Origin of the sequence: Mesorhizobium ventifaucium (assembly GCF_935822925.1) — a bacterium.
In the GTDB taxonomy this organism is placed as follows: Bacteria; Pseudomonadota; Alphaproteobacteria; order Rhizobiales; family Rhizobiaceae; genus Mesorhizobium; species Mesorhizobium ventifaucium.
In genome coordinates this window covers 23,385-48,598 of the sequence record NZ_CAKXZS010000025.1, presented here as the reverse complement: position 1 = coordinate 48,598, position 25,214 = coordinate 23,385, and the positions used below count along the sequence as shown (strand labels likewise).

The 25,214-nt window shown below is 61.6% G+C and carries 20 protein-coding genes and 3 pseudogenes; 11 read left to right on the top strand and 12 right to left on the bottom strand.

The features are described 5' to 3' along the window. Positions 1 to 8: 8 nt before the first annotated feature. Positions 9 to 173 carry a hypothetical protein gene (locus tag NMG70_RS22695; RefSeq protein ID WP_254026593.1) on the bottom strand — a complete coding sequence of 55 codons (165 nt, stop codon included), beginning with the start codon at positions 171 to 173 and terminating at the stop codon, positions 9 to 11. A 381-nt stretch (positions 174 to 554) separates the two neighbouring features. Between NMG70_RS22695 and NMG70_RS22690 the strand changes: the two genes are divergently transcribed. Continuing rightward, positions 555 to 1,622, top strand: a complete 1,068-nt coding sequence (locus NMG70_RS22690; RefSeq protein WP_254026592.1) for an aldo/keto reductase — start codon at positions 555 to 557, stop codon at positions 1,620 to 1,622. Positions 1,623 to 1,683: 61 nt separating this feature from the next. Continuing rightward, a pseudogene (locus tag NMG70_RS22685) lies at positions 1,684 to 2,947 on the top strand (cysteine desulfurase-like protein). A gap of 18 nt (positions 2,948 to 2,965) precedes the next feature. Here NMG70_RS22685 and NMG70_RS22680 read toward each other — a convergent pair. From NMG70_RS22680 to NMG70_RS22660, 5 genes and pseudogenes are all read right to left on the bottom strand, one after another. Further along, positions 2,966 to 3,997 (bottom strand): histone deacetylase family protein, encoded by a 1,032-nt coding sequence (locus tag NMG70_RS22680; protein ID WP_254026591.1) that lies wholly within the window; start codon positions 3,995 to 3,997, stop codon positions 2,966 to 2,968. A gap of 7 nt (positions 3,998 to 4,004) precedes the next feature. Continuing rightward, positions 4,005 to 4,508, bottom strand: a complete 504-nt coding sequence (locus NMG70_RS22675) for a GNAT family N-acetyltransferase (RefSeq protein WP_254026590.1) — start codon at positions 4,506 to 4,508, stop codon at positions 4,005 to 4,007. 223 nt (positions 4,509 to 4,731) lie between these two features. Further along, a pseudogene (gene kce, locus NMG70_RS22670) lies at positions 4,732 to 5,660 on the bottom strand (3,5-dioxohexanoate:acetyl-CoA acetone transferase). A gap of 4 nt (positions 5,661 to 5,664) precedes the next feature. After that, positions 5,665 to 7,044 carry an aminotransferase family protein gene (locus NMG70_RS22665; RefSeq protein ID WP_254026589.1) on the bottom strand — a complete coding sequence of 460 codons (1,380 nt, stop codon included), beginning with the start codon at positions 7,042 to 7,044 and terminating at the stop codon, positions 5,665 to 5,667. 1 nt (position 7,045) lies between these two features. Beyond that, complete coding sequence (locus tag NMG70_RS22660; protein WP_254026588.1) at positions 7,046 to 8,686, bottom strand: N,N-dimethylformamidase beta subunit family domain-containing protein; 1,641 nt, start codon at positions 8,684 to 8,686, stop codon at positions 7,046 to 7,048. A gap of 156 nt (positions 8,687 to 8,842) precedes the next feature. Here NMG70_RS22660 and NMG70_RS22655 point away from each other — a divergent pair, with 156 nt between their 5' ends. The 9 genes and pseudogenes from NMG70_RS22655 to NMG70_RS22615 all read left to right on the top strand — a co-directional run bounded on the left by NMG70_RS22655 (position 8,843) and on the right by NMG70_RS22615 (position 17,275). Beyond that, positions 8,843 to 9,091, top strand: coding sequence for a ParB N-terminal domain-containing protein (locus tag NMG70_RS22655; RefSeq protein WP_254026587.1), 249 nt, complete (start codon positions 8,843 to 8,845; stop codon positions 9,089 to 9,091). 913 nt (positions 9,092 to 10,004) lie between these two features. Then, positions 10,005 to 10,490, top strand: a complete 486-nt coding sequence (locus tag NMG70_RS22650) for an SRPBCC family protein (protein ID WP_254026586.1) — start codon at positions 10,005 to 10,007, stop codon at positions 10,488 to 10,490. Between the two features lie 26 nt (positions 10,491 to 10,516). After that, a complete protein-coding gene (locus NMG70_RS22645) occupies positions 10,517 to 11,473 on the top strand; it encodes an alpha/beta fold hydrolase (protein ID WP_254026585.1) in 957 nt (318 codons plus the stop codon). Between the two features lie 220 nt (positions 11,474 to 11,693). Then, a pseudogene (locus tag NMG70_RS22640) lies at positions 11,694 to 12,082 on the top strand (GFA family protein). A 168-nt stretch (positions 12,083 to 12,250) separates the two neighbouring features. Continuing rightward, positions 12,251 to 12,499, top strand: coding sequence for a hypothetical protein (locus tag NMG70_RS22635; protein ID WP_254026583.1), 249 nt, complete (start codon positions 12,251 to 12,253; stop codon positions 12,497 to 12,499). 226 nt (positions 12,500 to 12,725) lie between these two features. Then, entirely contained in the window at positions 12,726 to 13,742 is a 1,017-nt protein-coding gene (locus NMG70_RS22630) for a glycoside hydrolase family 25 protein (RefSeq protein ID WP_254026582.1), read from the top strand. Positions 13,743 to 13,948: 206 nt separating this feature from the next. Further along, positions 13,949 to 16,147 (top strand): esterase-like activity of phytase family protein, encoded by a 2,199-nt coding sequence (locus NMG70_RS22625; RefSeq protein WP_254026581.1) that lies wholly within the window; start codon positions 13,949 to 13,951, stop codon positions 16,145 to 16,147. 434 nt (positions 16,148 to 16,581) lie between these two features. Continuing rightward, on the top strand, positions 16,582 to 16,932 hold the full coding sequence (locus NMG70_RS22620; RefSeq protein WP_254026632.1) for a hypothetical protein: 351 nt from the start codon (positions 16,582 to 16,584) through the stop codon (positions 16,930 to 16,932). Beyond that, entirely contained in the window at positions 16,859 to 17,275 is a 417-nt protein-coding gene (locus NMG70_RS22615) for a DarT ssDNA thymidine ADP-ribosyltransferase family protein (protein WP_254026580.1), read from the top strand. Before NMG70_RS22620 ends, NMG70_RS22615 begins: the two co-directional genes overlap by 74 nt. Before the next feature lie 116 nt (positions 17,276 to 17,391). Here the strand turns inward: NMG70_RS22615 and NMG70_RS22610 are convergent, their stop codons facing one another. The 6 genes from NMG70_RS22610 to gpt form a co-directional block, all read right to left on the bottom strand. Then, complete coding sequence (locus NMG70_RS22610; RefSeq protein ID WP_436798443.1) at positions 17,392 to 18,234, bottom strand: nucleotidyltransferase-like protein; 843 nt, start codon at positions 18,232 to 18,234, stop codon at positions 17,392 to 17,394. Then, positions 18,186 to 18,533 (bottom strand): hypothetical protein, encoded by a 348-nt coding sequence (locus NMG70_RS22605; RefSeq protein WP_254026578.1) that lies wholly within the window; start codon positions 18,531 to 18,533, stop codon positions 18,186 to 18,188. The genes NMG70_RS22610 and NMG70_RS22605 overlap by 49 nt, the downstream gene beginning before the upstream one ends. Further along, on the bottom strand, positions 18,517 to 19,158 hold the full coding sequence (locus NMG70_RS22600) for a Cap15 family cyclic dinucleotide receptor domain-containing protein (RefSeq protein WP_254026577.1): 642 nt from the start codon (positions 19,156 to 19,158) through the stop codon (positions 18,517 to 18,519). The genes NMG70_RS22605 and NMG70_RS22600 overlap by 17 nt, the downstream gene beginning before the upstream one ends. A 184-nt stretch (positions 19,159 to 19,342) precedes the next feature. Beyond that, complete coding sequence (locus tag NMG70_RS22595; protein WP_254026576.1) at positions 19,343 to 23,125, bottom strand: vitamin B12-dependent ribonucleotide reductase; 3,783 nt, start codon at positions 23,123 to 23,125, stop codon at positions 19,343 to 19,345. 816 nt (positions 23,126 to 23,941) lie between these two features. Further along, positions 23,942 to 24,430 (bottom strand): NUDIX hydrolase, encoded by a 489-nt coding sequence (locus NMG70_RS22590; protein WP_254026575.1) that lies wholly within the window; start codon positions 24,428 to 24,430, stop codon positions 23,942 to 23,944. A 234-nt stretch (positions 24,431 to 24,664) separates the two neighbouring features. After that, complete coding sequence (gpt, locus tag NMG70_RS22585) at positions 24,665 to 25,165, bottom strand: xanthine phosphoribosyltransferase (protein WP_254018014.1); 501 nt, start codon at positions 25,163 to 25,165, stop codon at positions 24,665 to 24,667. Positions 25,166 to 25,214 lie beyond the last annotated feature (49 nt).

Sequence of the window (25,214 nt, the reverse complement as noted above, 5' to 3'; positions counted from 1 at the left end):
CGCCCTGACTAACGGGAGGACATTTCGCGGGCGACGCGCGGAAAATCGGCTGGTTTGATGCCGATGTCGGCACGGTCGGCATTGCTCATCGAATGAAGCAGCGCCAGAGCCGTGCGGTAGCGCAGATGTTCCTGCGGACGCGGACGAGCGAACATTTCAGTGAGAAAACCCATGGTTCAAGCCCCTGGTTGGTCCTCCCCGAGTCGCAATATAGGCAAATCATGACAATTGTGCAGTGCAGCATTTGCATGGGAGCCATGCGGCGCAGGCTTTTTTGATCACAATCGACTTGACCGGTGAAACTTCTAGCGCGGGTTGGCCGTATATCTGAACGCCGGCACAGGGCCGGTTTTTCCTCGCCATTCCTGGCGAAATTCCGGGCTGCATGAAAATGCAGTCCGGCTTTTTATTGCAGTCGCGGAGCCGTTGGCGGGATTTCGCGGAAAAATCGCTGGCGATTGGCGGCGGGCTAGGAGACGGCCCGCGCATTCCTGTATGCTGCGGCTTCCTTCCTGCGCAGCCGCGCAAAAAGAGTTCCCGCCGGAGAAAATTCCATGCAAAAACGCCGCCTCGGTCGGACCGATCTTCTTGTTTCCCAGATTTGCCTGGGATCGATGACCTGGGGGCAGCAGAACACCGAAGCGGATGGCCACGCCCAGATGGATCTGGCATTTTCGTGCGGCGTCAACTTCATCGACACTGCCGAGCTTTACCCGATCCCGCCCAAGGCGGAGACGCAAGGCTGGACCGAAAAGATCATCGGCAGCTGGATCAAAGCGAGGGGCAACCGCGATCAGGTGATCCTCGCCTCGAAAGTGGTTGGCCGCACCGCCAACACATGGTTTCGCGGGAACCGCCCGTCGAAGCTGGTGCGCGCCGACATCTTCGATGCCGTCGAAAAATCGCTGACCAGGCTCAACACCGACTATCTCGATCTCTACCAGATCCATTGGCCGGAGCGCGCTGTGCCGTGGGGCGCCAACCCGAACCGCGTCGGTGCCGTGCCGCTGCGGGCCGATTCCGCCGATGCACCGGGCGGCGAGACGCCGATCACCGAGACGCTCGCGGTCTTCCACGAGTTGGTGAAGGCCGGAAAAATCCGCCATTTCGGCCTGTCGAACGAGAGTTCGTGGGGCGTCATGCGGTTCATCGCCGAAGCCGACAAAGGCGTCGGCCCGCGCCTGGCGTCGCTGCAGAACGCCTATAATTTCGTCAACCGCGGCTTCGAGGTTAACCTTGCCGAGGTGTGCGAGCGAGAACAGGTTTCCCTGCTCGCCTATTCGCCGCTGGCGCAAGGCTACCTGACCGGCAAATACGACCATGGCGCGCGGCCGCTAGGCTCGCGTTCTCAGCTTTTCAACCGCGGCCAGCGCTACGAGACGCCCAATGCCGCAGAGGCGCAGCTCGAGTATAACGAGCTGGCGTGCTCTTTCGGCATGGAGCCGGCATTGTTTGCCAACGCCTATGTCACGAGCCGGCCGTTCGTCACCTCGAGCATCATCGGTGCGACGACCCTTCCGCAGCTCGAAATGGCGCTGTCGTCCGCCGATGTCGTCTGGAGCGAAGACATGCAGAAGGCGGTCGATGCAATCCACCAGCGTGTCGGCAACCCGTGCCCGTGAGCTGCTTCCCGGCGCTGCAAGGTACCGATTGCTGAACGATTACAACAGAGAGGGAGAAAAAGTGAATTTTCCGATTGAGGTCGTGCGCGAGAAATTTCCGGCACTGTCGCTGACCGACAAGGGCCGTCGCCGCATCTATCTCGACAACCCTGCCGGCACGCAGGTGCCGCAAGCGGTCGCCGACGCGGTGTCACGCTGCCTGCTGACCACCAATGCCAATCTCGGCGGCTTCTTCGAAACCACGATCGCGGCGCAACAGATCGTCGACGACGCCCATGCGGCGATGGCCGATTTCCTCGGTGCTGCGAGCCCGCAGGAGATCGTCATCGGCGCCAATATGACGACGCTGACCTATCACATGTCGCGCACCCTCGGTCGCACGATGAAACCGGGTGACGAGATCGTCCTCACCCGCATGGACCACGAAGGCAACGTTTCGCCGTGGCTGCAGCTCGCCGAAGATCTTGGCCTCGTCGTGCGCTGGCTCGCTTTTGACGAGCAGAGCTGGCAGATCGAGGAGGCGGCGCTGGCTGCGCTGCTTACCGACAGGACGCGGCTGATCGCCTTGAACTACGCCAGCAATCTGACCGGCTCGATCAACCGGGTGAGGGCGCTGACCCGCATCGCCAAGCAGGCCGGCGCGCTGGTCTATGTCGACGCCGTGCAGTTCGCGCCGCAAGGCCTGATCGACGTGCAGGACATTGGCTGCGATTTCCTGGTCTGCTCGGCCTATAAATTCTTCGGGCCGCATATGGGCATATTGTGGGGCAGGCTGGATGTCATCGACGCGCTGAAGCCGTACAAATGCCGCTGTTCGTCCAATGCTTTGCCGGAGCGGTTCGAACTCGGCACGCCGCAGATCGAACTGATGGCCGGACTGACGGCCGCGATCAATTACTTTGCGGAGCTGGGCGGAACGGCAGGCGAGAACGCGTCGCGCCGCCAAGATCGCCAAGGCGTTCGAAATATCCACCGCTTACGAAAATCCGTTGACGCAAAGGTTGATCGACGGCCTGTCGGCTATTTCAGGCCTGGCCATCCACGGCATCACCGATCCGGCGCGTGTCGGAGAGCGCGTGCCGACGGTCTCGTTCATTGTCGACGGCAACGTTCCGGAGACGATCGTACGGCAGATGAATGCGGAAAACATCTTCCTGTGGTCCGGCCACAACTACGCCTGGGAGGTCGTCCACCAGCTCGGCATTCCGGCCGAGCAGGGCGTCGTGCGCATCGGCATCGCCCACTACAATACGGCGGCCGAAATCGACGAGACGCTGGAGAGCGTGCACCGTGTCATCGCCATGCTGCGGCAGGAGCGATCCTGACGCGACATCCGGCTGAAATCACTGCTTCCTGCCACCGCCGAAGCCGGTGAGGAACGCGGTAAGATTGTCGCCGAGCTCGTCGCAGAGATAGCCGCCTTCCTGCACGATCACCGTTGGCAGGCCGAGGCCGGCGATGGCCTCGCCGATGCGCGAGAAGCCTGGCGTCGTTACCGTTAGCCCACCGAACGGATCGCCCTCGAAGGCGTCGAGGCCGAGCGCCACCACCAGCGCCTCCGGCGCAAAGGCGCGGATGCGCTGGAAAGCCACGTCGAGTGCTTCGAGGAACGCGGCATCGCCGGATTTACGCACCAGCGGCAGGTTGAAATTGTAGCCGAGACCAGGCCCTTCGCCGCGCTCGTCTGCATGACCCCAGAAGAACGGATAGAAGCGCACCGGATCGGCATGCAGCGAGACGGTGAGCACGTCCGACCGAGCATAGAAAATGCCTTGCGTGCCGTTGCCATGATGCAGGTCGACGTCGAGGATCGCCACCCGCGCAGCTTGCTTGCGCATCGTCTGCGCCGCGACCGCCGAATTGTTGATGAAGCAGAAGCCGCCGGCGACGTCGGCAAAGGCGTGATGGCCGGGCGGACGGCACAGCGCATAGGCAGCCGGTGCGCCCGACATCACCGCGTCGGCGGCCTCGACCGCGCTCCAGGCGCTCCACAGCGCGCTCTGCCAGGTCTCGCCGGAGATCGGGCAAGCGGTGTCGGCCATGTGGTAGCCGGCCTGGCCGACCGCCGAGGCCGGATATGAGCCGTTCCGCGCGATCGGGTGGATGTTGGGGATCACTTCAGCCGAAGCGCCTTCAATGCGCTCCCAGCGCCCAAAGATGTGCTCGAGAAAATCGAGATATTCGGGCGTATGCACCGCGGCAACCGGACCAAGCCCGTGATTTCTCGGCCGTTCGATCGTGCAGCCGGCGGCCTTTGCGCCGGCGAGCAGCCGTTCGACCCGTTCCGGTTTCTCCGGATTGGGCTTTTGGGCGCCGCTGGAGAGGAACGCCTTGGGATCGTGGCGCTTCTGTTCGTCGGCATAAAAGGCCTTCATAATTCCCTCATTCCTCTGGCGCATCGGCGAAGGCAAAGAACGCGTCGCCGACGATCTTCTGAACCTGCTCGTAGCTCGACCAGCCAATGCCCAGCCTTTCGTAGAAGGCCTTGGCGGTTTCATTGTCGGTGTCGACGGACAGTCTGAGATAGACGCCGCCGTCCTTTCGGCATTCTCGGGCAACACGCCGCAGCAGGCGTTCGCCGATCCTGCGGCCGCGAAACCGCTCTTCGACATAGAGGTCCTGCACATAGACGCCGGGCCGCCCCATCCAGGTCGAGAAGATCGGGAAATGCAGGCACAGGCCGGCGAACTCGCCGCCGACTTCCGCAATCAGGGTCGAGAAGGCAGGGTTTTCGCCAAAGCCATAGGTGCGCAGATCGTTGGCTGTGGAGGTGATCTCCTGGTGTGCGCCTGTATGCGCGCCAAGCCGCAGGATCGCGGCATGGATGGTTTCGACGTCCTCGACGGTGCCGGGGCGGATGAGAATGTCGTTTGCTGGATCGGTCACGATAAATGGGGCGCCCAGGCACCCCCCTCTGTCCTGCCGGACATCTCCCCCTCAAGGGGGGAGATTGGCAGCTTCGCCGCTGTGCCCACCTCTCTGACGTTGGCAATTGGCGAAACCATTCGTGACATCCGATCTCCCCCCTTGAGGGGGAGATGCCAAGTGGTGGCAAAGAGGGCAGGACAGAGGGGGGTGGGACGGAACGCAAGCATCTCAAATCATCATCTCAGAACGCTACCCGATCGCCGCCCTTGAGCGCCAGCATCTCACGCGCCTCACTCGGCGTGGCGACGTCCAGCGACAGCCCGTCGAGCACGCTGCGGATGCGGCGCACCTGGTCGGCATTGGACTTTGCCAGCTGGCGGCCGTCGTAAAGGCTGTCTTCCAGCCCGACGCGGACATTGCCGCCCATGGCCGCCGCAATCGAGATCATCGGCATCTGGTGGCGCCCGGCGGCCAGCACCGAAAACTGGTAGCTGTCGCCGAACAGTTTGTCGGCGATGCGCTTCATATGGACCAGATTGTCGGGATCGGCACCGATACCGCCGAGAATGCCGAACACGAACTGGATGAACAGAGGTCGCGACACCAGACCTCGATCGCGAAAATGCGCCAGTGAGTAGAGGTGGCCGACATCGTAGCATTCAAATTCGAAGCGTGTGCCGCAGCCCTTTCCAAGTCTTTCGAGCACGGTCTCCATATCGGCAAAGGTGTTTTTGAAGATCGTGTCGCGTGTCGCTTCCAGCAGTTTCGGCTCCCACTCGGACTGCCATTGCCTTGGCCGGTCGAGCATCGGGAACAGCGCGAAATTCATCGAGCCCATATTGAGCGAGCACATTTCGGGCTCGGCCCTGAGCGGTGCGGCCAGCCGCTGGTCGAGCGTCATCAGCGAGGAGCCGCCGGTGGTGATGTTGATCACCGCATCGGTCGCCTGCTTTATGCGCGGCAGGAACTGCATGAACACATCGGGATCGCGGTCGGCCGCCCATCCCCGGGATCACGGGCGTGAAGATGCAGGATTGAGGCGCCGGCTTCGGCAGCAGCGATCGCGTCTGCGGCGATCTGGTCCGGCGTTACCGGCAGATGCGGCGACATCGACGGCGTGTGCACCGACCCGGTGACGGCGCAGGTGATGATGACTTTCCGCGGCGCCATTTTTTCAGCCTTCGACCGGCAGGTCGAGCTCGCCGGCCAGCACCTGCAGCGAGTCGCCGATGATGGCGACGATCTCGCTAATCTGTTCTCGGGTGACGATCATCGGCGGCGCCACCATGAAATTGTCGCCGTCGACGCCGCCTTTGACCTTTCGCCCATAGATGATCAGCCCTCGTTCATAGGCGAGGTCGAGCAGGCGCTGGGTGGCCTTCTTCGCCGGTGCGATCGGCCTCAGCGTGTCGGGGTCGGCGACCATCTCGGCACCTAGGAGCAGGCCCTTGCCACGGACGTCGGCGATAAACGGAAACCGCTTGGCCAACCCCTTCAACTCGGCCATCAAAATATCGCCCATCTCAGCCGCGTTGGCGATCAGGTCGAGACGATCCATCTCGCCGAGCACGGCGAGCCCGGCGGCGCAGGCGAGCGGATTGCCGGCGTAGGTATGGCCATGCTGGAAGCCGCCGGAGGCGAGCAACGGCTGCACCAGCCGCAGTGGTGCAGCCAGCGCGCCGAGCGGCGCATAGCCCGAGCCCAGTCCCTTCGACAGCGCGACAATGTCGGGCTTGCAGTCAAAATGGTCGCCGCCGAGGAATTTGCCGGTGCGGCCCGCACCACTCATCACTTCGTCGTGGATGAGCAGGATGCCGTAGCGGTCGCAGATTTCGCGGATGCGCGGATAATAGCTGTCCGGCGCCACCAGCGCCGCGGTGGCAGCGCCGCCGACCGGCTCCATGATGAAGGCGAGCACGCTTTCCGGTCCCTCGGCGAGGATTTTCTCCTCCACCATGTCGGCGTAGCGGATGCCGCGCTGTTCCATCGAGAAATTATCGCGGTCGCGCCAGGCGACGGGTGCCGGCACCGTCGGCATGACCTGCATCATCGGCGCAAAGGTCTCGGCCAGCGCATCGTCGCCGGTGACGGCGAGCGCCCCGAGGGTGCCGCCATGATAGGAGGGAAAGCGTGTGATCACCTTCCAGCGGCTGGCCTGTCCGGTGGCGAGAGCCCACTGCCGGGCAAGCTTGATGCAGGATTCCGTCGCTTCCGAACCGCCCGAGACAAAGAAGATCCGGTCCAGGCCTTCGGGCAGCTTTCCGGCCAATTCCCGTGCCAGGTCCTCGGCCGGCTCGTTCTCGAAATGCAACCGGTAGGCGAAGGTGGCGCGATCCATCTGCCGCTTCATCGCATCGAGCACGTTGCGGTTGGAATGACCGATATTGGCGACCATCGGTCCGCTCGATCCGTCGATGAAGCGGCGGCCGTCCTGCGTCCAGATGTAGATGCCTTCGGCGCGGTCGACCAGCGGCCGGCGCAGGCCGGACAGATAGAACAGATTCGACGGCAGGCGCGTCTCGGTGTCCGGGGCAGGGTTCTGGGACTTCAGCATGTCAGGACTTTCCGAGATAGCGGTCGAGTACATTCTTGGTGACGCGCTCGACCATCGCGTCCTGCCTTAGCAGGCCGGCGACCCATTCGCAGCTTCCGGCGTGGAACACCTCGCCCTTGCCGCGCGGGAAATTGACGATCATGCCGTTGCCGCGCTTGACCTTGTCTAGATTGGCTTCGCTCGCCTCGCCGAACAGCGTTTCGGCGGTGAAGCGTCCGTCCTCGTCGCCGAGGAACTGGTCTTCGAACGGGATATCGGCGCTCTCCTCGACTTGGGCAGCCATGCCGACGGCGAGAATTTGCAGCCCATCCGGTGCGCCGCTGTCGGGCGTCGGGTAGGGCAGTCCGCGGCGGATCTCGTGGTCGAGCCCGTCGACCTCATAGCCATAGACATGGCTGTCGGCGCCGAGCAGGTCGCCGTAATAGATGCCTGTGCCGGCGAACGCCCAATGGTCGGGCCGGTAGACCGGAAAGCCGCGCACGCCGCGCGGCGCGCAACCGCCCCAGCCGGCGTAGAGGCCCCTGGTCGCATTGAGCCCGAAGGTCGTCGCACCCGGCCGGCCGATTTCCGGTGCTTCCCAGGAGTTGGTGGCGCGGGTCACGTCGCCGCCCCGATAGACCGGGTCCTCGGCACGGGCGCGGTATTTGTAGCAGACCTGCCGGCGGCCCTCGTCCTCCAGCCTGGTCTGCCACATGAAATTGCCGGCGAAGCGTGCCGCGTGGCCGCCGCGCTCGACATAGGCGTCGACCGCGTCGCGCATCTCCCACGTCCAATATTCGTCATGGCCAACGAAGACGACGCAGTCATAGCCGTCGAGGATTTCGGGCGAGAAATGCAATTCGTGCTGGCTGGCGAGATCGACCCCATAGCCGGCGCGCTCGGCAAAACGAAAGAAGTGACTGTCGTAGCTTGCCCAGCCGGACGAGGCATATTTCTTCGAATGGCCGGTGGCGAAGGCCCATTCCATATGTGGATAGCGCGGCACGGTCTTCGGCGGCACGGCGACCTCGAGCGGCACGCGCGGCGCCTCCTTCGGCAGAACAACAAAGCCGCGGCACCACGGCCGCTGCGTCGACACCCTTGGGGCATACTGGTCGCGGTTCGGGCCGGTGATGCCTTCGTAATGATTGGAGCCGCCCCAGGTATTGTAGGCAAGCCAGGTGCCGCTGGCTGCAACCTGCAGTACACGACCGCGTTTCTTGCCGGGCTGCGGGCTAACGATGAAAAGATGATGGCAGCGGATCGGCTTGCCGTCGCGGCCATCCGCCGTCAGCGTGGCGCGGTAGGCCCCGGACGGCCAGTCGTCGCCGACGCGGAATTCAAACGACGCGTCCCAGCCGCAGCCCACGACCGAACATTGGTCGGGTGTATCCTGCCAGCGTGCCGCGATCCCAGCCTTCTCGAACAGCTGCGTCTCGGCGCCGCCGTCGCGGACGATCGACATGCTGAAGCTGGAGGCTGTCGAGCTGACATGCAGCACCACCGTCTCGCCCCGACGGTATGAGAAACGGTCGCTGTAGCACCAGATCTCGCCGCATTCGCCATCCATGCCCGGCCATTCCCAGTAGTGGCCGCGCACCGCTTGCCGGCGCTGGTGAGGCGTCAGTCCGAAATCGGGGAATTCGGTCGGCAAGTCAGTCATGGATACCGGCATGATCGAAGATCGCCATTTCGGCCATCTGCTCGGCAAGCGTCAATCGGAAACGATCAGGCCAGCGATAGCTCACAGCCGGCCTTGGCCTTGCCTGCCAAACAGATTATTTCACAAAGGGCGGCCTTTTCCGCCACGGGAGCCGACATGCTGAGAGTACAAAAGGTCAAGGTGGACGACATCTACGTGCCGACCGCGCGCAGGAAGACGCTGCATCCCGAGACCGTCCGGCATCTGGCCGAGGACATTCTGGAAAACGGCATGAAGACGCCGATCCAGGTGCGCCACGACGGCAAGCGCCATATCCTGGTCGAAGGCCTGCACCGGCTGGAAGCGGCAAAGTGGCTCGGCGAGACCGAGGTCGACGCCTATCTGGTGCAAGCCAAGCGCCACTGACGGTCACGGAGCGATATGGTCCTCGGCGCGGAAGGCTTTGGTCGCGTGCTGATGTGACGCGTGCCTCGGCGATTAGCTGAAGCGTCGGTCTTTTCGTCATCCTGGGGCGGAGCAAGGAGCGAAGCGACGCGGCGCAGACCCCAGGATCCATGTGGACGGCGCCCTGCCTGCAACGGTCGTTCTGGGGTATTTTCGATCGCTTGCGTCCATATGTCCGGCCTTTGAATGCGGTCCTTGCGACCGCTGGCCAAGGTGGGGTTCGCGACGCCCGTTCCAGTCATGCCAGCGGTTTCCGTTGGCCAATGGATCCTTCGGAGTTTCGCGCGCCACAGATCGATCGATCACGCCCATCTTCCTTCCGTTGCAAGAGCTTGTGTTGGGTGTTTCTCCGTTGCGGCCTATGCGGGCATGTCGGCGCCGCGCTGAGCCGGCGGTCAAGGCTGGCCGCAGGTCACCGCCGCAGGCGGCGCGAAGCGGCCTTGACGGCGGCGACGAAGGCGCCACCCTGCCCGCCAGGCCGCAACGGTATGACTCGCCACTCTGGCACATCCGATGCCGTCGGGCGCCGTCCACCCCATCATGCCGCGACTTCGGAGCGCTGCTACGGTGCTGAATTGTGCACCGCTGCATTCTTCGGCCGTGGTCACGGAATGGATCCCAGGGTCTCCGCGACGGAGCTTCGCTCCTGCTTCGCCCAGGGATGACGAAGTTGGAGGCTTGGCCAATCCAGAATGTTTATGATGGCCCGCCGAAGTGAACGAAGGAATACTTCCGACCCGTCAGATCCCTGCAGCGCCTACTGGCAGATCGACGTAAAGTACGGATGTTGTCGACATTATTTCGTTGGCGGTGTCGGCCCGCGCTCTCGTGGCTCGTCCTTGGCACGAAGCCAATCAACAGTGAGGAGACCATCATGACGACCAAGCTCGACATCGCCCCCAACTCCGACCGTGAACTGGTCCTTGCCCGCATCATCGATGCGCCGCGCGAGAACGTCTATCGTTGCTGGACCGAGCCGAAACTCGTGACGCAATGGTTCGCGCCAAAGCCCTGGACGACGCCGCGCGCCGAAATGGACGTGCGCACCGGCGGCTCCAGCCTGGTTGTCATGGCCGGACCCGACGGCAACGAATTCCCGAATCCCGGCGTTTTCCTCGAAGTCGTGCCCGGCAAAAAGATTGTTCTCACCGACGCCTACACAAAGGCCTGGGAGCCGTCCGAAAAGCCGTTCATGACGGTCGTGCTGACCTTCGAGGATGAGGGCGAGGGCAAGACCCGCTACATCGCCCGGGTTGCGCATTGGTCGGTCACTGACCGCGAACAGCACGAGAAGATGGGCTTTCACGAGGGCTGGGGCCAGTGCGCCGACCAGCTCGAAGAAGTCGCCAAGCGGCTTTGATATCGGCGGGACGCAAGGAGACCGACATGTCCAGATCGATGTTTTTCGCCATTCTCGCCTCGGCCGCAGCGCTCTTCGCCGCGCCGGGAGCCACCAAAGCCGAGGAGGCAAAGCCCCCCATGACCTCCGAAACGAAAGCAATGCCGAAGCCAGCGAAATCCGGCCTGCTGCCGATCAACGGCCTGAATTATTATTACGCCGTCTTTGGCCGGGGCGAGCCGCTGCTTCTGCTGCATGGTGGGCTCGGCACCACCGACATGTTCGCGCCGATCCTGCCGAAGCTTGCCGAGAACCGCACCGTCATCGGCGTCGACCTGCATGGTCACGGCCGCACCGCGCTCGGCGACCGGGCGTTGAGCCTGGAGGCAATGGGCGACGACATGGCGGCGATCGTCAAGGCGCTCGGCTACGACAAAGTCGACGTCATGGGTTATTCGCTGGGCGGCGGCGTCGCCTTCCGCATGGCCGTCCAGCATCCCGAGACAGTGGGCCGGCTGGTGCTGGTCTCGACCGGCTATGCCTCGGACGGCTTCTATGCCGACATGCGCACTCAGCAGGCGCAGGTCGGCGCGGCGATGGCCGACATGATGAAGGACACGCCGATGTACAAATCCTACGTGGCGGTCGCGCCGCGCCCGCAGGATTTTCCGAAATTGCTCGATCAGCTCGGCGCCCACATGCGCAAGGATTACGATTACTCCGCCGACGTGCCGAAGCTGAAGATGCCTGTCATGCTGGTGTTCGGCGACAGCGACATGTATCGGCCCGAGCATGAGATCAAGTTCTATCAGATGCTCGGCGGCGGGTTGAAGGACGCCGGCTGGATGCGCGAGAACCTGGCGCAGAACCGCCTGGCCATCCTGCCGAACCGCACCCACTACGACGTGTTTTTCGCGCCGGAACTGACAGCAGTCACGCTGCCCTTCCTCAATGGCGAGACCAAGGTGAAGACCTGGGACGAGATTGTCAGCGAAACGGAATAACCACCTGACAACGGCCTGTCCGGCCCATATCCCGCGAGATGGCCGGACAGACTTATCCCTCTGAAGCCGGCTATAAGCCTTTGGTATCCGGCACACGTCGCTGGGCCCCAATGACATCTCCCGCATCACAGCCATAGATGGCCCTATCAAGGCTTTTCAATTGACGCTGCTATGACGGCAGCTACCTTGCCGCCAATCTTCAGAAAGAGGGGCGCAGGCAATGGCGAAATATCAGGGTGGCTGCCTGTGCGCTACAGCACCGATGCCGCGCCGATCAACGAGCGCGTATGCCATTGCCGGCTCTGCCAGAAGGCGCTGGGCGCGGCCTTCAACGCCCGCGTGCTGTTCCGCATCGACGATGTGACCATCGACGGGCCGGTGGCGCTGGTGAATTCCTCGCCCGATCTCAAGCGCGGCTTTTGCTCATGTTGCGGCACGACGCTGTTTTCCCGGCACGATTCCGCCGGCATCATCGGCGTCACCTCAGGCTCGCTCGACGATCCTTCCATGTTTAAGCCGCAGATGCATATCTGGACCGCCTCGAAGCAGCCCTGGGTACAGCTCGACGACGGGCTGCCGCAATATGAAGGCGCGCCACCCCCGAATTGAAGCACAGGCGAACTGAAGCACAGGCGAACCGAAGTACAGGCGAACTCAAGCACAGGGCGTGCCCAGATTTTTTCGTCCGGGACACGAGATAGTCGGCAAAGCGTCATTGGCGAGCCATCATTGCCGCCTATCTATTGCCTGCGGGTCGGCAGTCGAAGGAGGCGACGGATGAATGACAGAATCAACACCCTGGATGAGCTTTTGAGCGATCCGATGGTTAGGCTCGTGATGGAGCGTGACCGCGTGCAGCCGGCCGAGCTTCGCTCGCTGCTTGAAGAAAAGGTTCGTCGGGATGATGATGCGTCGGTCAATCCCGCCACCGATCGCCCCAACTCCGATCGCCTCGGCACCGACCGCTCCATCCCTCCCGCTCATATGGTAGCCGAGAGCTGCCACAAGCTATGGTTGTGCGGCTAGGCAGCGGGCCTGCAGGCGTCGGCGATCCTTCGCGCCTTCCTGCGGCGTTTCCAGGCTCTCACCGCTACGGTGATTAGCGAGCCCGCCATGTATTCTGTTTGCCCAGCCCATCTGCCCTAACGATTTGATTCAAACTTTGTTGGCAATTTCTCGTTAGTAATCCGGACTGGTTTGTCCGGCGGCGTTGTCTTGCCCTCGGTCTGTTGTGTTCTGCGTACAGGTCCAGATGCGGTTATCAGGCGTCGTCATCTTCTCGATCGCGTCACTTTGCCTTGCCGGCTGCACATCCACGTCCGGCGTTGACGCGCTGCAAGTGCCGTCCAGCGAGACGACCAGCTCGGTTGTGCGGCCGCCCGCGCCGGTGGCGTCGGTCGGCGCTGCCGATGCCGAACCCGACTTCGCGCAGGAGGAGGCGACGGAGCAGACTGTGGCAATGGCCACTCCGGAGCCTGCCGAAAGCATCGAACCACCCGTCGAGCCGATTGCCCTGGTGGCGCCGAAGCGGCTGGCACGGGCGGCACCGATCCTCGCCGAGCCGGTCCAGCGCTATCGTTTTCGTGACGCCAAGCCGATCAATTTCGGCAGGGCCTCGCCCAGACACCTCGCCGTTCACGGCGTCGATGTCTCGCGCTGGCAGGGCAACGTGAACTGGGACAAGCTGCGCGCGCAGGGAGCGAACTTTGCCTACATCAAGGCGACCGACGGCGGCGATCATCTCGACCCTATGTTCAGGAAGAACTGGCGCAATGCCGACGCCGCCGGCCTCAAGCGCGGCGCCTACCATTTCTTCTACTGGTGCCGCACCGCCGGCGAGCAGGCCGACTGGTTCATCCGCAACGTCCCGAGGGTCGAGGGCGCCTTGCCGCCGGTGATCGATGTCGAGTGGAACGGCGAATCCAGCTGCAAGCGGCGGCCGTCGCGGCAGAAGGTGCTGGAGAAGATGCAGGTGTTCATGGACAAGCTTGAGCGCCACTACGGCCAGCGGCCGATCATCTACACCGCGCCTGATTTCTACCGCGATAATCTCAGAGGCGCATTTCTGGACTATCCGTTCTGGCTGCGCGCGGTGGCACAGCACCCTTCAAAGGTCTATCCCGGCCGCAAATGGGTGTTCTGGCAGTATTCCGGCTCCGGCCTGTCGCATGGGGTGAGGGGGCGCATCGACCTCAACGTGTTCCACGGCGACGAGAGAGCCTGGCGGAACTGGGTTGGTGGGCGTCAGATGGTGGCCGAGGCGGAGTAGGGGATCCGGTCCGGGGCTGGAAGTTCTTGCTGCTCGCGCCCGGGGGTGCTGATCGCGGCCGCAGAAAGCCGCCATTTGCAGGCCAGCATGAGGTGAATATCGATGGACCCTGACCGCCTGTCGCGGAAGTGTCATCGATCCGTCATCGCTTTGAAATGTGGTTCCCGCAAATCAGGTGGCTTCCATTCGAACAGGAGACGCCGCCCGTGCCCCGCCATTCCGCGCTTTTCGTCCTGACGGCAGCGCTTGCTGCCTCCGTTTCGCTGCCGGCCCATGCCGACATGATGTTCAACCGGGTCGCGAGCTTCGCGGTCGCCGGAAACCTCCCGGCGGATGTCGAGAAGACCACGCCGACTTCGTCCGAGATCATCACGGCGAGCGAAGACGGCATGACGCTGGTTTATTCCGATAGCCCGCTCGGTGCGGTCGGCTTCATCGACATCGCCGATCCCAAGGCGCCCAAGGCCGGCGGCATCGTCAAGATCGACGGCGAGCCAACCTCGGTCGTGGTCATCGGCGGCCAGGTTCTGGCCGGCGTCAACACGTCCCAGAGCAAAGCCAAGCCTTCGGGCAACCTCACCGTCATCGACCTCGCCTCCAAGGCAATCGAAAGCACCTGCGACCTCGGCGGCCAGCCGGACTCGCTGGCGTTCAGCAAGGACGGCAAGTTCCTGGCCATTGCCATCGAGAACGAGCGCGACGAGGAGCTGAACGACGGAGAAATTCCGCAGATGCCGGCGGGCGACCTCAAGATCTTTACGCTTGCCGAAGGCCAGCCTGATTGCGCGACGATGAAGACCGTCAACCTGGCGGGTATTGCCGAAGTCGTGGCGGAAGATCCGGAGCCGGAATTCGTCGCCTTCAACGAGGCCGGCGAGATCGCGGTCACGCTGCAGGAAAACAACCACATTGCCATAGTCAACGCCGAAACCGGCGCGATCGTCACTCACTTCACCGCAGGCTCAGTCGCGCTGGACAAGATCGACACCAAGAAGAACGGCGCCTTGTCCTTCGATGGCAAAATGGAAAACGTCGCGCGCGAGCCCGACGCCGTGAAATGGCTCGACAATGACCGTCTCGTCGTCGCCAACGAAGGCGACTACAAGGGCGGCTCGCGCGGCTTCACAATCTTCAGCAAGAAGGGCGAGGTCCTCTACGAATCCGGTCCGTCCTTCGAGTACCAGGTCGCCAATGCCGGCCATTATCCCGACGACCGCAACAAGAAGGGCGTCGAGCCGGAAGCTCTCGAGACCGGCACGTTCGGCGAAGACGGACTGATTTTCGTCGCTTCGGAGCGTGGTTCCGTTGTCGGCGTCTACAAGGACACGGGTGCGGAGCCTCGGTTCGTCCAGATCCTGCCATCCGGCATCGGCCCGGAAGGCCTGGTCGCGATCCCGTCGCGCAATCTCCTGGTCACCGCCAACGAGGCCGACCTGGTCGAGGACGGGCTCGCCCGTTCGCACGTCATGATCTACGAGCGCTCCGAGGGTCCCGCCACTTACCCGATGATCACGGCAAAGCTCACGGCGGACGGCACGCCGCTCGGCTGGGGTGCGCTTTCGGCGCTCGCGGCCAGCGATGCTGCCGGCAAGCTGTTCGCTGCCTCGGACTCGTTCTACGCCAACGCGCCCTCGATCTTCGAGATCGATGCCACCCAGACGCCGGCGCTGATCACCGGCAAGACCATCGTCACGCGTGATGGCCATCCTGCACAGAAGCTCGATATCGAGGGTCTTGTCGCCGACGGTGAAGGCGGCTTTTGGCTGGCCAATGAAGGCGATCCGGCAAAGCTCGTCCCGCACGCCATCCTGCGCGTCAACGACAAGGGCGAGATCAAGCAGGAAATCGGCTTCCCGATGGAACTGCTCGCCCATCAGACCCGCTTCGGTCTCGAAGGTATCACTGCGGTCGGCGAGGGCGACGACCTGACGCTGGTGATGGCCATGCAACGCGAATGGGCCGACGATCCGAAGAATCAGGTCAAGCTCTTGGCCTACAAGCCCAAGGCCAAGGAATGGTCGGCGGTGCGCTATCCGCTCGAAGCGACCGAAGCTGGCTGGATGGGCCTGTCGGAGATCACCGCGCATGACGGCAAGCTCTACATCCTCGAACGCGACAACCAGATCGGCGACCTGGCCAAGGTGAAGCGGATCTATTCGGTGGCCCTCGACGCCTTCAAACCTGCCAAGCTCGGCGGCGACCTGCCGTTGGTCGAAAAGACGCTGGTGCGCGACATCGTCGGCGACCTGAAATCAGCCACCAACGGCTATGTCGTCGACAAGGTCGAAGGTTTCACCATCGACAAGAACGGCGACATCTTCGTCGCCACCGACAATGACGGCGTCGACGATTCTTCCGGCGAAACGCTGTTTTTACGCTTGGGCAACATCAGCGCCGTGAATTGAAGCTGGTTCTTTCCTCTCCCCTTGTCACAAGGGGAGAAGGGGAGCCAAATCGCTTATGTCGGCGACCAGAGTTTGCAGCCGTGGCGGTAATAGCGCGGTGCTCCCGAGCACCTGCAGATCTTGTCAAAGTCGCCGTTCGAGCACCTCAGTCAGATATGAAACCCAGCCGAGATACTCTTATGAGAGCACGCGGCGGGGTCGATGGCCAACAATCTGATGGGCACAATGCCGCGCTGCCCACATCGGGGGCGGTCGTGCGTCCGGCCCAAAGGTGAGGTGCAGTGCTACTTCCTGCCGGATAAGGATGGAGTCACAGGTCGGGAACCTAAGACGGAAGCCTCATGCAGGAGAGTGCAATTTCATCGGTGCTATACGGCCCATCGTGATCTTTGCTATCCATGGCGACAATCACAACGGCAGCATGGGATACCGAATTGGCAAGACGTGACTCAGTACCTGATAGGATCAAAGGTGTAGCAGCGAGTCAGGGCATCCGTTTTCTGCTTCATTTTACAATTGTCGACAATTTGCCCAACATCGTTGAGCATGGCATTTTATCGCGGGAAATTCTTTCCACTGCCGATTTTGACGCCTATGTCGGTGCCGTTACCGCATGGATGACAATAATAAAGTGGTTTCCCTATCCATTTCAGCGGTCAGCAAGGCATTTTCACCAAAAAGAGGAAAGGTTGCCCCGGAGCCGAATGGGTCGTGCTCGTTCTCGATCCAAGAATCCTATGGACACAGGATTGCGCTTTCCGCTTCCGCAATGCGGCGACAAATAAAATGAAAAACCATCAAGGCCGTTTAGACGGCCCGTGGGCGTTAAATCAGATGTTTTCTGACGAAATTGAAATGGCCCCCACAAATTTCGGCGGGACGTCTTACCGGGCAGAGACAGGCATTCCACTTTTCCTGACCACCGATCCTGACGCGGAAGTCCAGGTGCGGGACCGGATAGCTCCTGAAGCAATTATGGGCGTGTGGACCCGCCGCCGTGATTTGGAAAACGAAGTTCGGCAAGTACTCAACCGACTTCCAGGTCCGAATCGAGAGGTGCTCGTACAAGAATTTGCGCCTGATTCAAATGGCTACTCGGAGTGGATCGTGCCGCGATTAAGTTTGTGACCTCGATGTCGACTTTCTCCGGAACGCTTCAAACGACCGCCGCACACAACACTCAAACTGCCATTTGCAAGCAGCAGGAGGCCAGACTATGGACTAGCCGCCGACGACGCGTATCCTCAGTCAGGAACCAAGATGTTTGAGATAGCTTTTCGGCTTTCCTCCAGCGGGATTGACTGCTGATAACGAAGAGCTTGGTTCTGTTCGCGTGCTACTTCACGTGCTAGGTCGTCCAATTCCGACGACAGGGTTAGGAGACCGCCAAACTTCCCTTCATTGTCAAATATGCGGCGCGAGCCGTCGGGCACATTCAGGGTCCGCGCATGCTCCTTATTGTGCCACAGTTGATCCAGAAAACGCTGCGTTTCGGCAAGAATCGCCAGCTCGTAAAAGACGCCGGCGCGCAGCGCGGCTTGATTAGCGTGGTACATGATAGCAGCAATATCGAAGCTGGGCAGGTTTATGGTCTTTCCATCCTCGATCGCGTCGTTCTTGACGTTCTTGCACAGTCGGATCGCCTTTTTCAGCCCGCCCCGCGCCTCATTGTGATCGCGATCGTGCACTCGACCGATATGCAGGAAAGGCAAGTTATCGATCGTTTCGGGCACCTTTTTGTTCAAGATGGTGACGCCGCGATCGCGCTCGAGGTCCGAAGATTGGTATTCAACAGTGTCGTTCCAGTGCGAAGGCACGACGTCGACTGGCCTCGCCAGCGAACCTCCCGAAATTGCAATTGCCTTGCCTCCTGATGTGTCGACGTCAGCGGCAGGGTATGCGTTGATCAGAGCATTTTCGCATTCTTTGCGTAGCCGCATCAATCGGTCCACAGAACTCTCGCTTGTCGGACTTGTATAATGGCCAAGACGGGCCTTAAGCCCTGAAGGCAGGTAGGTGAGGAAATTGGCTTCGAGGTTCAAAAGGTCAACGTCGCTGACACCTCTGATGTGAACGTTGAGCGGCACCGATCCTTGCAGCCGAATTCGACGGACCAACCCGCGGCCTCAAGCTTTTCCTTGAGTTGTTTGCCGACCCGCTCCGCCGTCTCGATGCTGATACGGGTGTAGTCCGGGCCGACTTCTTGCATTGCACCCAACGCATACCGCGTGTTCGGCTGGGCCGGGGCCCGCTTCTGCCAACTCTCGTTGAGGAAACTTTTCTGCAAGATGTCGGTCTGCGCGGCCGTGCTAAGGCGTCCGAGGCGATCGATCCCTCTGCGACGAGTACTCAACTGTTTAAGACGCTTCTCAATGTCGGTGGCCATCTTGCAACCTGTTTAGGCTCATCTGGCCGAAAGTATAGCGGCCGTGTCCATTGAAATATTCGCCGTTGCCGGACTGCAGATCCTTGGCGAATGTGATCTCTGCCGACCCGCGGTGGCTCCTCAATTCAGTCTCGCCAATGCTCGGGTCGTTCTTGTAGCTGTAGAAAAGCCTGTACCCGTCAGCTTCATCGCAAATTAAGGCGGCGCTGGTGCTGTTGGAACCAGATTGATCCGTCTTGAGCCGGACCCGTATGCGGTCCCAACTCTGAACAATCGTGATCACTGCCTTCCACTGGTACTCGGTCGTGCCATCAGGATTGATTGTCTGGCCCTTACAGTCCCAATTCCCCGACAGGTCAGGTACCTTGAGCAGCCTTGAAAGGCCGATCCACTTCCAAGCAAACCGATCGAGAATCCAATAGAGAACAAGGAAGACGGTGCCGGCACCTGCTAAAGACAGGACCGAGGGGGGCAGGTTTGCCGAAATGCCGAATTTACTCGCAAGATCGATTGCTGATAGGAAGACAAACACGACGCCGGCCGAAACAGCGCTGGATATGATGCCCAGGTAGTGCCCGATCCGGGCGCGGTTCACCCCACCCAACACGGTATATTCATGCTCCAATACGATGTCTCCGCTTCTTGTGGGCGGCACCGTACGCTGCGCCCAGGTACTGACCTTGAGTTCCCCATCACCATCAGTAAGGACAGGGTCCGGCACATTTACGAGGACAAACCTTAACTCCCCTCGCGGAAACGAATACGCCCATAGGGACATTCCTTAAGGTCCACCTCAGCGGCATCGGTCCTCAGCTGCACCCGCTCGTAGCCCCACAGGTATCGCACTTCTCACACGTGCCGTTCCGCACCATGGTGAAGTTGTGGCATTCCGAGCATTCGTTGCCGGTGTAGCCCTGCATCAAGGATTGCTGACGCCTTGTCGCGGCAAGCGCCTTGGCCTCGGCCGCTTCTTTCGCGGCATCGTCGGTGAACAGCCCGGTCGGGTCGGTTGCTTCCTCATAGGCAATGTCCTCGACCAGTTCCTTCGCCCGCTCCTCATAGTCCCGCTTATAGGCGATCGCTTCGTCGCTGGCCGGCTTCAGCGCCAGCACATTGGAGCCTGAGAACGCCGTCGGCGCCGAACGAGTGGGAGCGGGAGAGGGATTTGAACCGCCAAACCCCTTGGGTTCGGCACCCATGCCCGATACCAGCTTGACCGGCGAGACGCCGCGGGTCAGCCCCTTCGAGAACGGCGTCGCCTTGCCTTCGTTGATGCCGCGGCCGAGTGCGGTCTTGTCGAAATCCGACTGGTCGACATGGGCGAGGTCGTGGCGGGCAAGATAGGACACGGCAAGCTCGCGGAACACGTAGTCGAGGATCGACGTGGCGTTCTTGATGGCGTCGTTGCCCTGCACCATGCCGGCCGGCTCGAATTTGGTGAAGGTGAAGGCTTCGACATATTCCTCGAGCGGCACGCCATATTGCAGGCCGAGCGAGATGGCGATGGCGAAGTTGTTCATCATCGCCCGGAAGGCGGCACCTTCCTTGTGCATGTCGATGAAGATCTCGCCAAGGCGACCGTCGTCGAATTCGCCGGTGCGCAGATAGACCTTGTGGCCGCCGACGACCGCTTTCTGGGTATAGCCCTTGCGGCGGTTCGGCAGCTTTTCGCGGTCGCGATAGAGGCGTTCGACGACGCGTTCGACGATCTTTTCGGTCACCTGCACCGCGCGCTGCGAAGCAGGTGCTGCGATCAACTGCTCGACGGCATCGTCATCGTCGTCTTCAACGTCGGCAAGCAGCGAGGCGTTGAGCGGCTGCGAGAGTTTCGAGCCGTCGCGATAGAGCGCGTTGGCCTTCAGCGCCAGCTTCCATGACAGCATGTAGGCGCCCTTGGCATCTTCCACCGTCGCGTCGTTCGGCATGTTGATGGTCTTGGAAATGGCGCCGGAGATAAAGGGCTGCGCCGCCGCCATCATCTGGATGTGGCTGTTGATCGACAGCGAACGCTTGCCGATCTTGCCGCACGGGCTGGCGCAGTCGAACACCGGCAGATGTTCGGCTTTCAGGAACGGCGCGCCTTCCAGCGTCATCGCCCCGCAGACATGGATGTTGGCGGCCTCGAGGTCCTTCTTCGAGAAGCCGAGCGCCGGCAGCATCTCGAACGAGAAATCGTTGAGCTGCTCGTCGGTGAAGCCAAACGTCTCCTTCACCCAGTCGGCACCCAGCGTCCACTGGTTGAAGACGAACTTGATGTCGAAGGCTGATTTCAACGCGGCGTTAAGCGCCGCGATCTTGTCGTCGGTAAAACCCTTTGCCCTAAGCGAGCCGGGGTTGACGGCGGGCGCCTGGTTGAGGTTGCCGTGGCCGACCGCATAGGCCTCGATCTCGGCGATCTGGCTTTCCGAATAGCCGAGCGTGCGCAGCGCTTCAGGCACAGCGCGGTTGATGATCTTGAAATAGCCGCCGCCGGCCAGCTTCTTGAACTTGACCAGCGCGAAGTCAGGCTCGATGCCGGTGGTGTCACAATCCATGACCAGGCCGATCGTGCCGGTCGGCGCGATCACGGTCGCCTGCGCATTGCGGTAGCCATGCTCCTCGCCGAGCTCGATGGCGCGGTCCCAGGCGGCCTTGGCATGGACGGCAAGCTCCGGCTGCTTCAGGTCGGAGGCGACCAGCGGCACCGGGTTGACGGCGAGTTTCTCGTAGCCGTCCTTGTCGCCATAGGCAGCGCGGCGATGGTTGCGCATGACGCGCAGCATGTTCTGCGCATTGCGGTCGTAATCGGGGAAGGCGCCGAGCTCGGCGGCCATTTCGGCCGAGGTGGCATAGGCCGTGCCGGTCATGATTGCGGTGAGTGCTGCGCAGATGGCGCGGCCCTCGTCGGAATCATAGGGAATGCCCGAGGTCATCAGCAGGCCGCCAATATTGGCGTAGCCGAGGCCGAGCGTGCGGTATTCGTAGGAGAGCTTGGCGATCTCCTTCGACGGGAACTGCGCCATCATGACGGAAATTTCCAGCACCATGGTCCACAGCCGAACCGTGTGCTCGTAGGCTGATATATCGATGGTGCCGTCCGCGTTGCGGTAGGGCAGCAGGTTGATCGAGGCCAGGTTGCAGGCGGTGTCGTCGAGGAACATGTATTCCGAGCACGGGTTGGACGCCCGGATCGCACCGGCCGCGGCGCAGGTGTGCCAGTCGTTCATCGTCGTGTTGAAGTGCAGGCCCGGATCGGCCGACGCCCAGGCGGCATAGCCGATCTTTTCCCACAGATCCCTGGCCTTCAGCGTCTTCAGCACCTTGCCGTCCTTGCGGGCGGTGAGGTGCCAGTCGGCATCCTCTTCGACGGCGCGCAGGAAATCGTCTTTCAGCGAGACCGAATTGTTGGAGTTCTGGCCCGAAACGGTGAGGTAGGCGTCCGAATCCCAGTCGGTGTCGTAGGTCTTGAACGACATCGAGGTGTAGCCCTGCCTGGCGAACTGGATGACGCGGTAGATGTAGTTCTCCGGCACCCCGTCCTTCTTGGCCAGCTTGATCTCGCGCTTCAGCGCGGTGTTGATCGCCGGGTCGAAGCAATCATCGTCCTGGCCTTCGCAGTTGATGCAGGCCTTCATGATCGCTTCGAGGTGCTTCTTGACGATCTTGGAGCCGGTAACCAGCGAGGCGACCTTCTGCTCCTCGTTGACCTTCCAGTCGATGAATTCCTCGATATCGGGATGGTCGGCGTCGACGATGACCATCTTTGCGGCGCGGCGCGTCGTGCCGCCCGACTTGATGGCGCCCGCCGCGCGGTCACCGATCTTGAGGAAGCTCATCAGGCCGGACGAGCGGCCGCCGCCGGACAGTTTTTCGCCTTCGCCGCGCAGGAACGAGAAGTTGGAGCCGGTGCCGGAGCCGTATTTGAACAGCCGCGCTTCACGCACCCACAAATCCATGATGCCGCCTTCGTTGACGAGATCGTCCTGCACACCCTGGATGAAGCAGGCATGCGGCTGCGGATGCTCGTAGGAAGATTTCGACTTGGTCAGCTTGCCGGTGAACGGGTCGACATAGAAATGGCCCTGGCTCGGGCCGTCGATGCCATAGGCCCAGTGCAGGCCGGTGTTGAACCATTGCGGCGAGTTCGGCGCGACACGCTGGGTGGCCAGCATATAGGCGAGTTCGTCGCGGAAGGCGCGCGCGTCTTCCTCCGATTTGAAGTAGCCGCCCTTCCAGCCCCAATAGGTCCAGGTGCCGGCGAGGCGGTCGAAGACCTGGCGGGCGTCGATCTCGGAGCCGTAGCGCTCAGCCTCGGGCAGTTTTGCCAGTTCGGCCTCGTCGGCGACGGAGCGCCACAGGAAGGAGGGGACGTCGTTCTCCTCGACCTTCTTCAGCCGTGCCGGCACGCCGGCCTTGCGGTAATATTTCTGCGCCAGGATGTCGGCGGCCACCTGGCTGAACTGCGCCGGCACATCGATATTGTCCAAGCGGAACACCACCGAGCCATCCGGATTCTTGATCTCCGAAAGTGCCTTGCGGAATTCGATCTCCGCATAAGCCGCCCCTTCTTGACCTGCTAGCCCCTGCTTGGTGAAACGACGCTCGATGCGCATTGGTCCTATCCCTTGCTTGTCTACATATAGCGCCTTTCCCACGGGATTTCTGCCCCCATTGCGAAACGCGCATGTCCGCCGTCTGCCGGCGTTCGAAAACGGCCGGCTCCTTTTCACGAGGCTCCGCCCGCCCTGCTGGTCGAACTCCTTGCGAAGTAGCCGTCCAACGCGCCGACGGACCCTGCGGGTCCCTCAAAATTGAAACTTTTTTGCGACTCCCTCAATCGAGGGAACTTCACACTATCTAGCGTCGAACCTACCTGCAAACACTAAATATAGTATTAACAGACAATTTATTCCAGTCCGACATTTTTCCCTTTCGTCCCCCAAAAACCCCACAATCCCAACGCTTCCGCCGGCCTCGTAGCCAGGCGGAAATGCGGCCAAACGCACGTAATCCGGGAAAAAAGACCGGGCTCAGAACTTTCCGGTCGCGCTCTCAACAGGAGCGCATGGCCTATAAAAGGCGACTCGTTTTGCGCCGTCAAGGATTCGTTTACGCAGCTTTTGTGACCCCAACATCTTGTGTGTCACATATGTGGATAACGGGGATAGAAAGGCCCGCAGGATTTCGATTTTCACCCACGTGCAGGCCATATCAGCCGGACAACGCATGCCAAGCTGGAGTGGCCAAATCGATTCCCTTCGCCAAAGAACATCGCCGGTGATGCGCGGCAGGTGCGCGGCTTTGGCCGGTGAGTCTAATGCATGTTGCGCAAAAGCATGCCCTCGGGCCTGACCCGAGGGAGTGCAGCGGTTTTGCGATAACGACATGCATAAACAACAACCTAAAGCGCGTCGCGGTTTAGGCCGTGCTCAGGAGAATTGGTACGGGTCGGCACAGAAATAGGCGATGATCTGGCCGAGGTCCGGCTCGTTGACCATGCGCACGGCCTCGGCGGGGCTGACCCATTTGCGGATGCGCGACCGCTTTTCCTTCCACCGGCCGGCGACCTTTTCGACCTGCAGCGGAAACACCAAAACCTCGCAAGGCACTTCCTCGCCGGAAGCCAATGCTTTGGCATAGAAGTAGCGGCCGGCTTCGTGGTGGGAGATCGTACCGCGCAGTCCGGCTTCCTCGCCGGCCTCGCGCGCCGCCGCTTCGCAAAGCAGTTCCTTGGCCTCGGGCCAGCCCTTGGGAAGCACCCAGCGGCCGGTATCGCGGCTGGTGATCAGCATGATCTCGACGCCATGCCCGGTGTCGCGCCAGGGCAATGCTGCAACCTGCAGGCGGCACGGTGCTGGGCCGAAGAGCCGCTGAACCCTTTCGGCCAAATGGTTGTGCGTTGCTGGCCTCGTCAACATCGGAGAAGCTTGCCCCAGCCTCCAGAATCACTTGCCGTCTCGTGAATCTTACGGCTAATCATAAGCAATAAAAGTAAAAAACCTCATACGAACGGGTTAACCACACCACCAGGTTCCGATTCAGGAAATATCGTGCGCTACGGCACTCTTTCAAGACGTGATCGCCGGCAAGCAGTGCTCGCCGGCAAGCAGTGTTCGCCGGCATGTTCCGGAAGAAAAAGCAGTTGCGGCAAATCAGCCGGCGTGGTCGTCGGCGATCGGCTTCTGGTAGGTGAAGCCCATATCCCACGGAAAATAGATCCAGGTGTCCTGGCTGACCTCGGTGACGAAGGTGTCGACCATCGGCCTGCCTTTCGGCTTGGCGTAGACGGTGGCGAAATGCGCCTTGGGCATCATGGCGCGCACGATGCCCGCGGTCTTGCCGGTGTCTGTCAGGTCGTCGATGATCAATACGCCGGCGCCGTCATCGGCGAGCAGTGCCGGCGTGACCTCCTTCAGCACCTGCAACTGCCCCTGGCTGGCATAGTCGTGATAGGAGGCGACGCAAACCGTCTCGATGACCCGGATGCCGAGTTCACGCGAGATGATGGCGGCCGGAACCAGGCCGCCGCGCGTGATGCAGACGATCGCCTTCCATTGGCCTTTGTTGGCGCCGGCAAGCCGCCAGGCGAGCGCACGCGCGTCGCGGTGGAACTGATCCCAGGAAACAGGAAAGGCCTTTTCGGGAAGGGACATTTTTTGCGCACTCCGCAGCGCGCCAAAAACGCGCGCAGACACTTGAAGG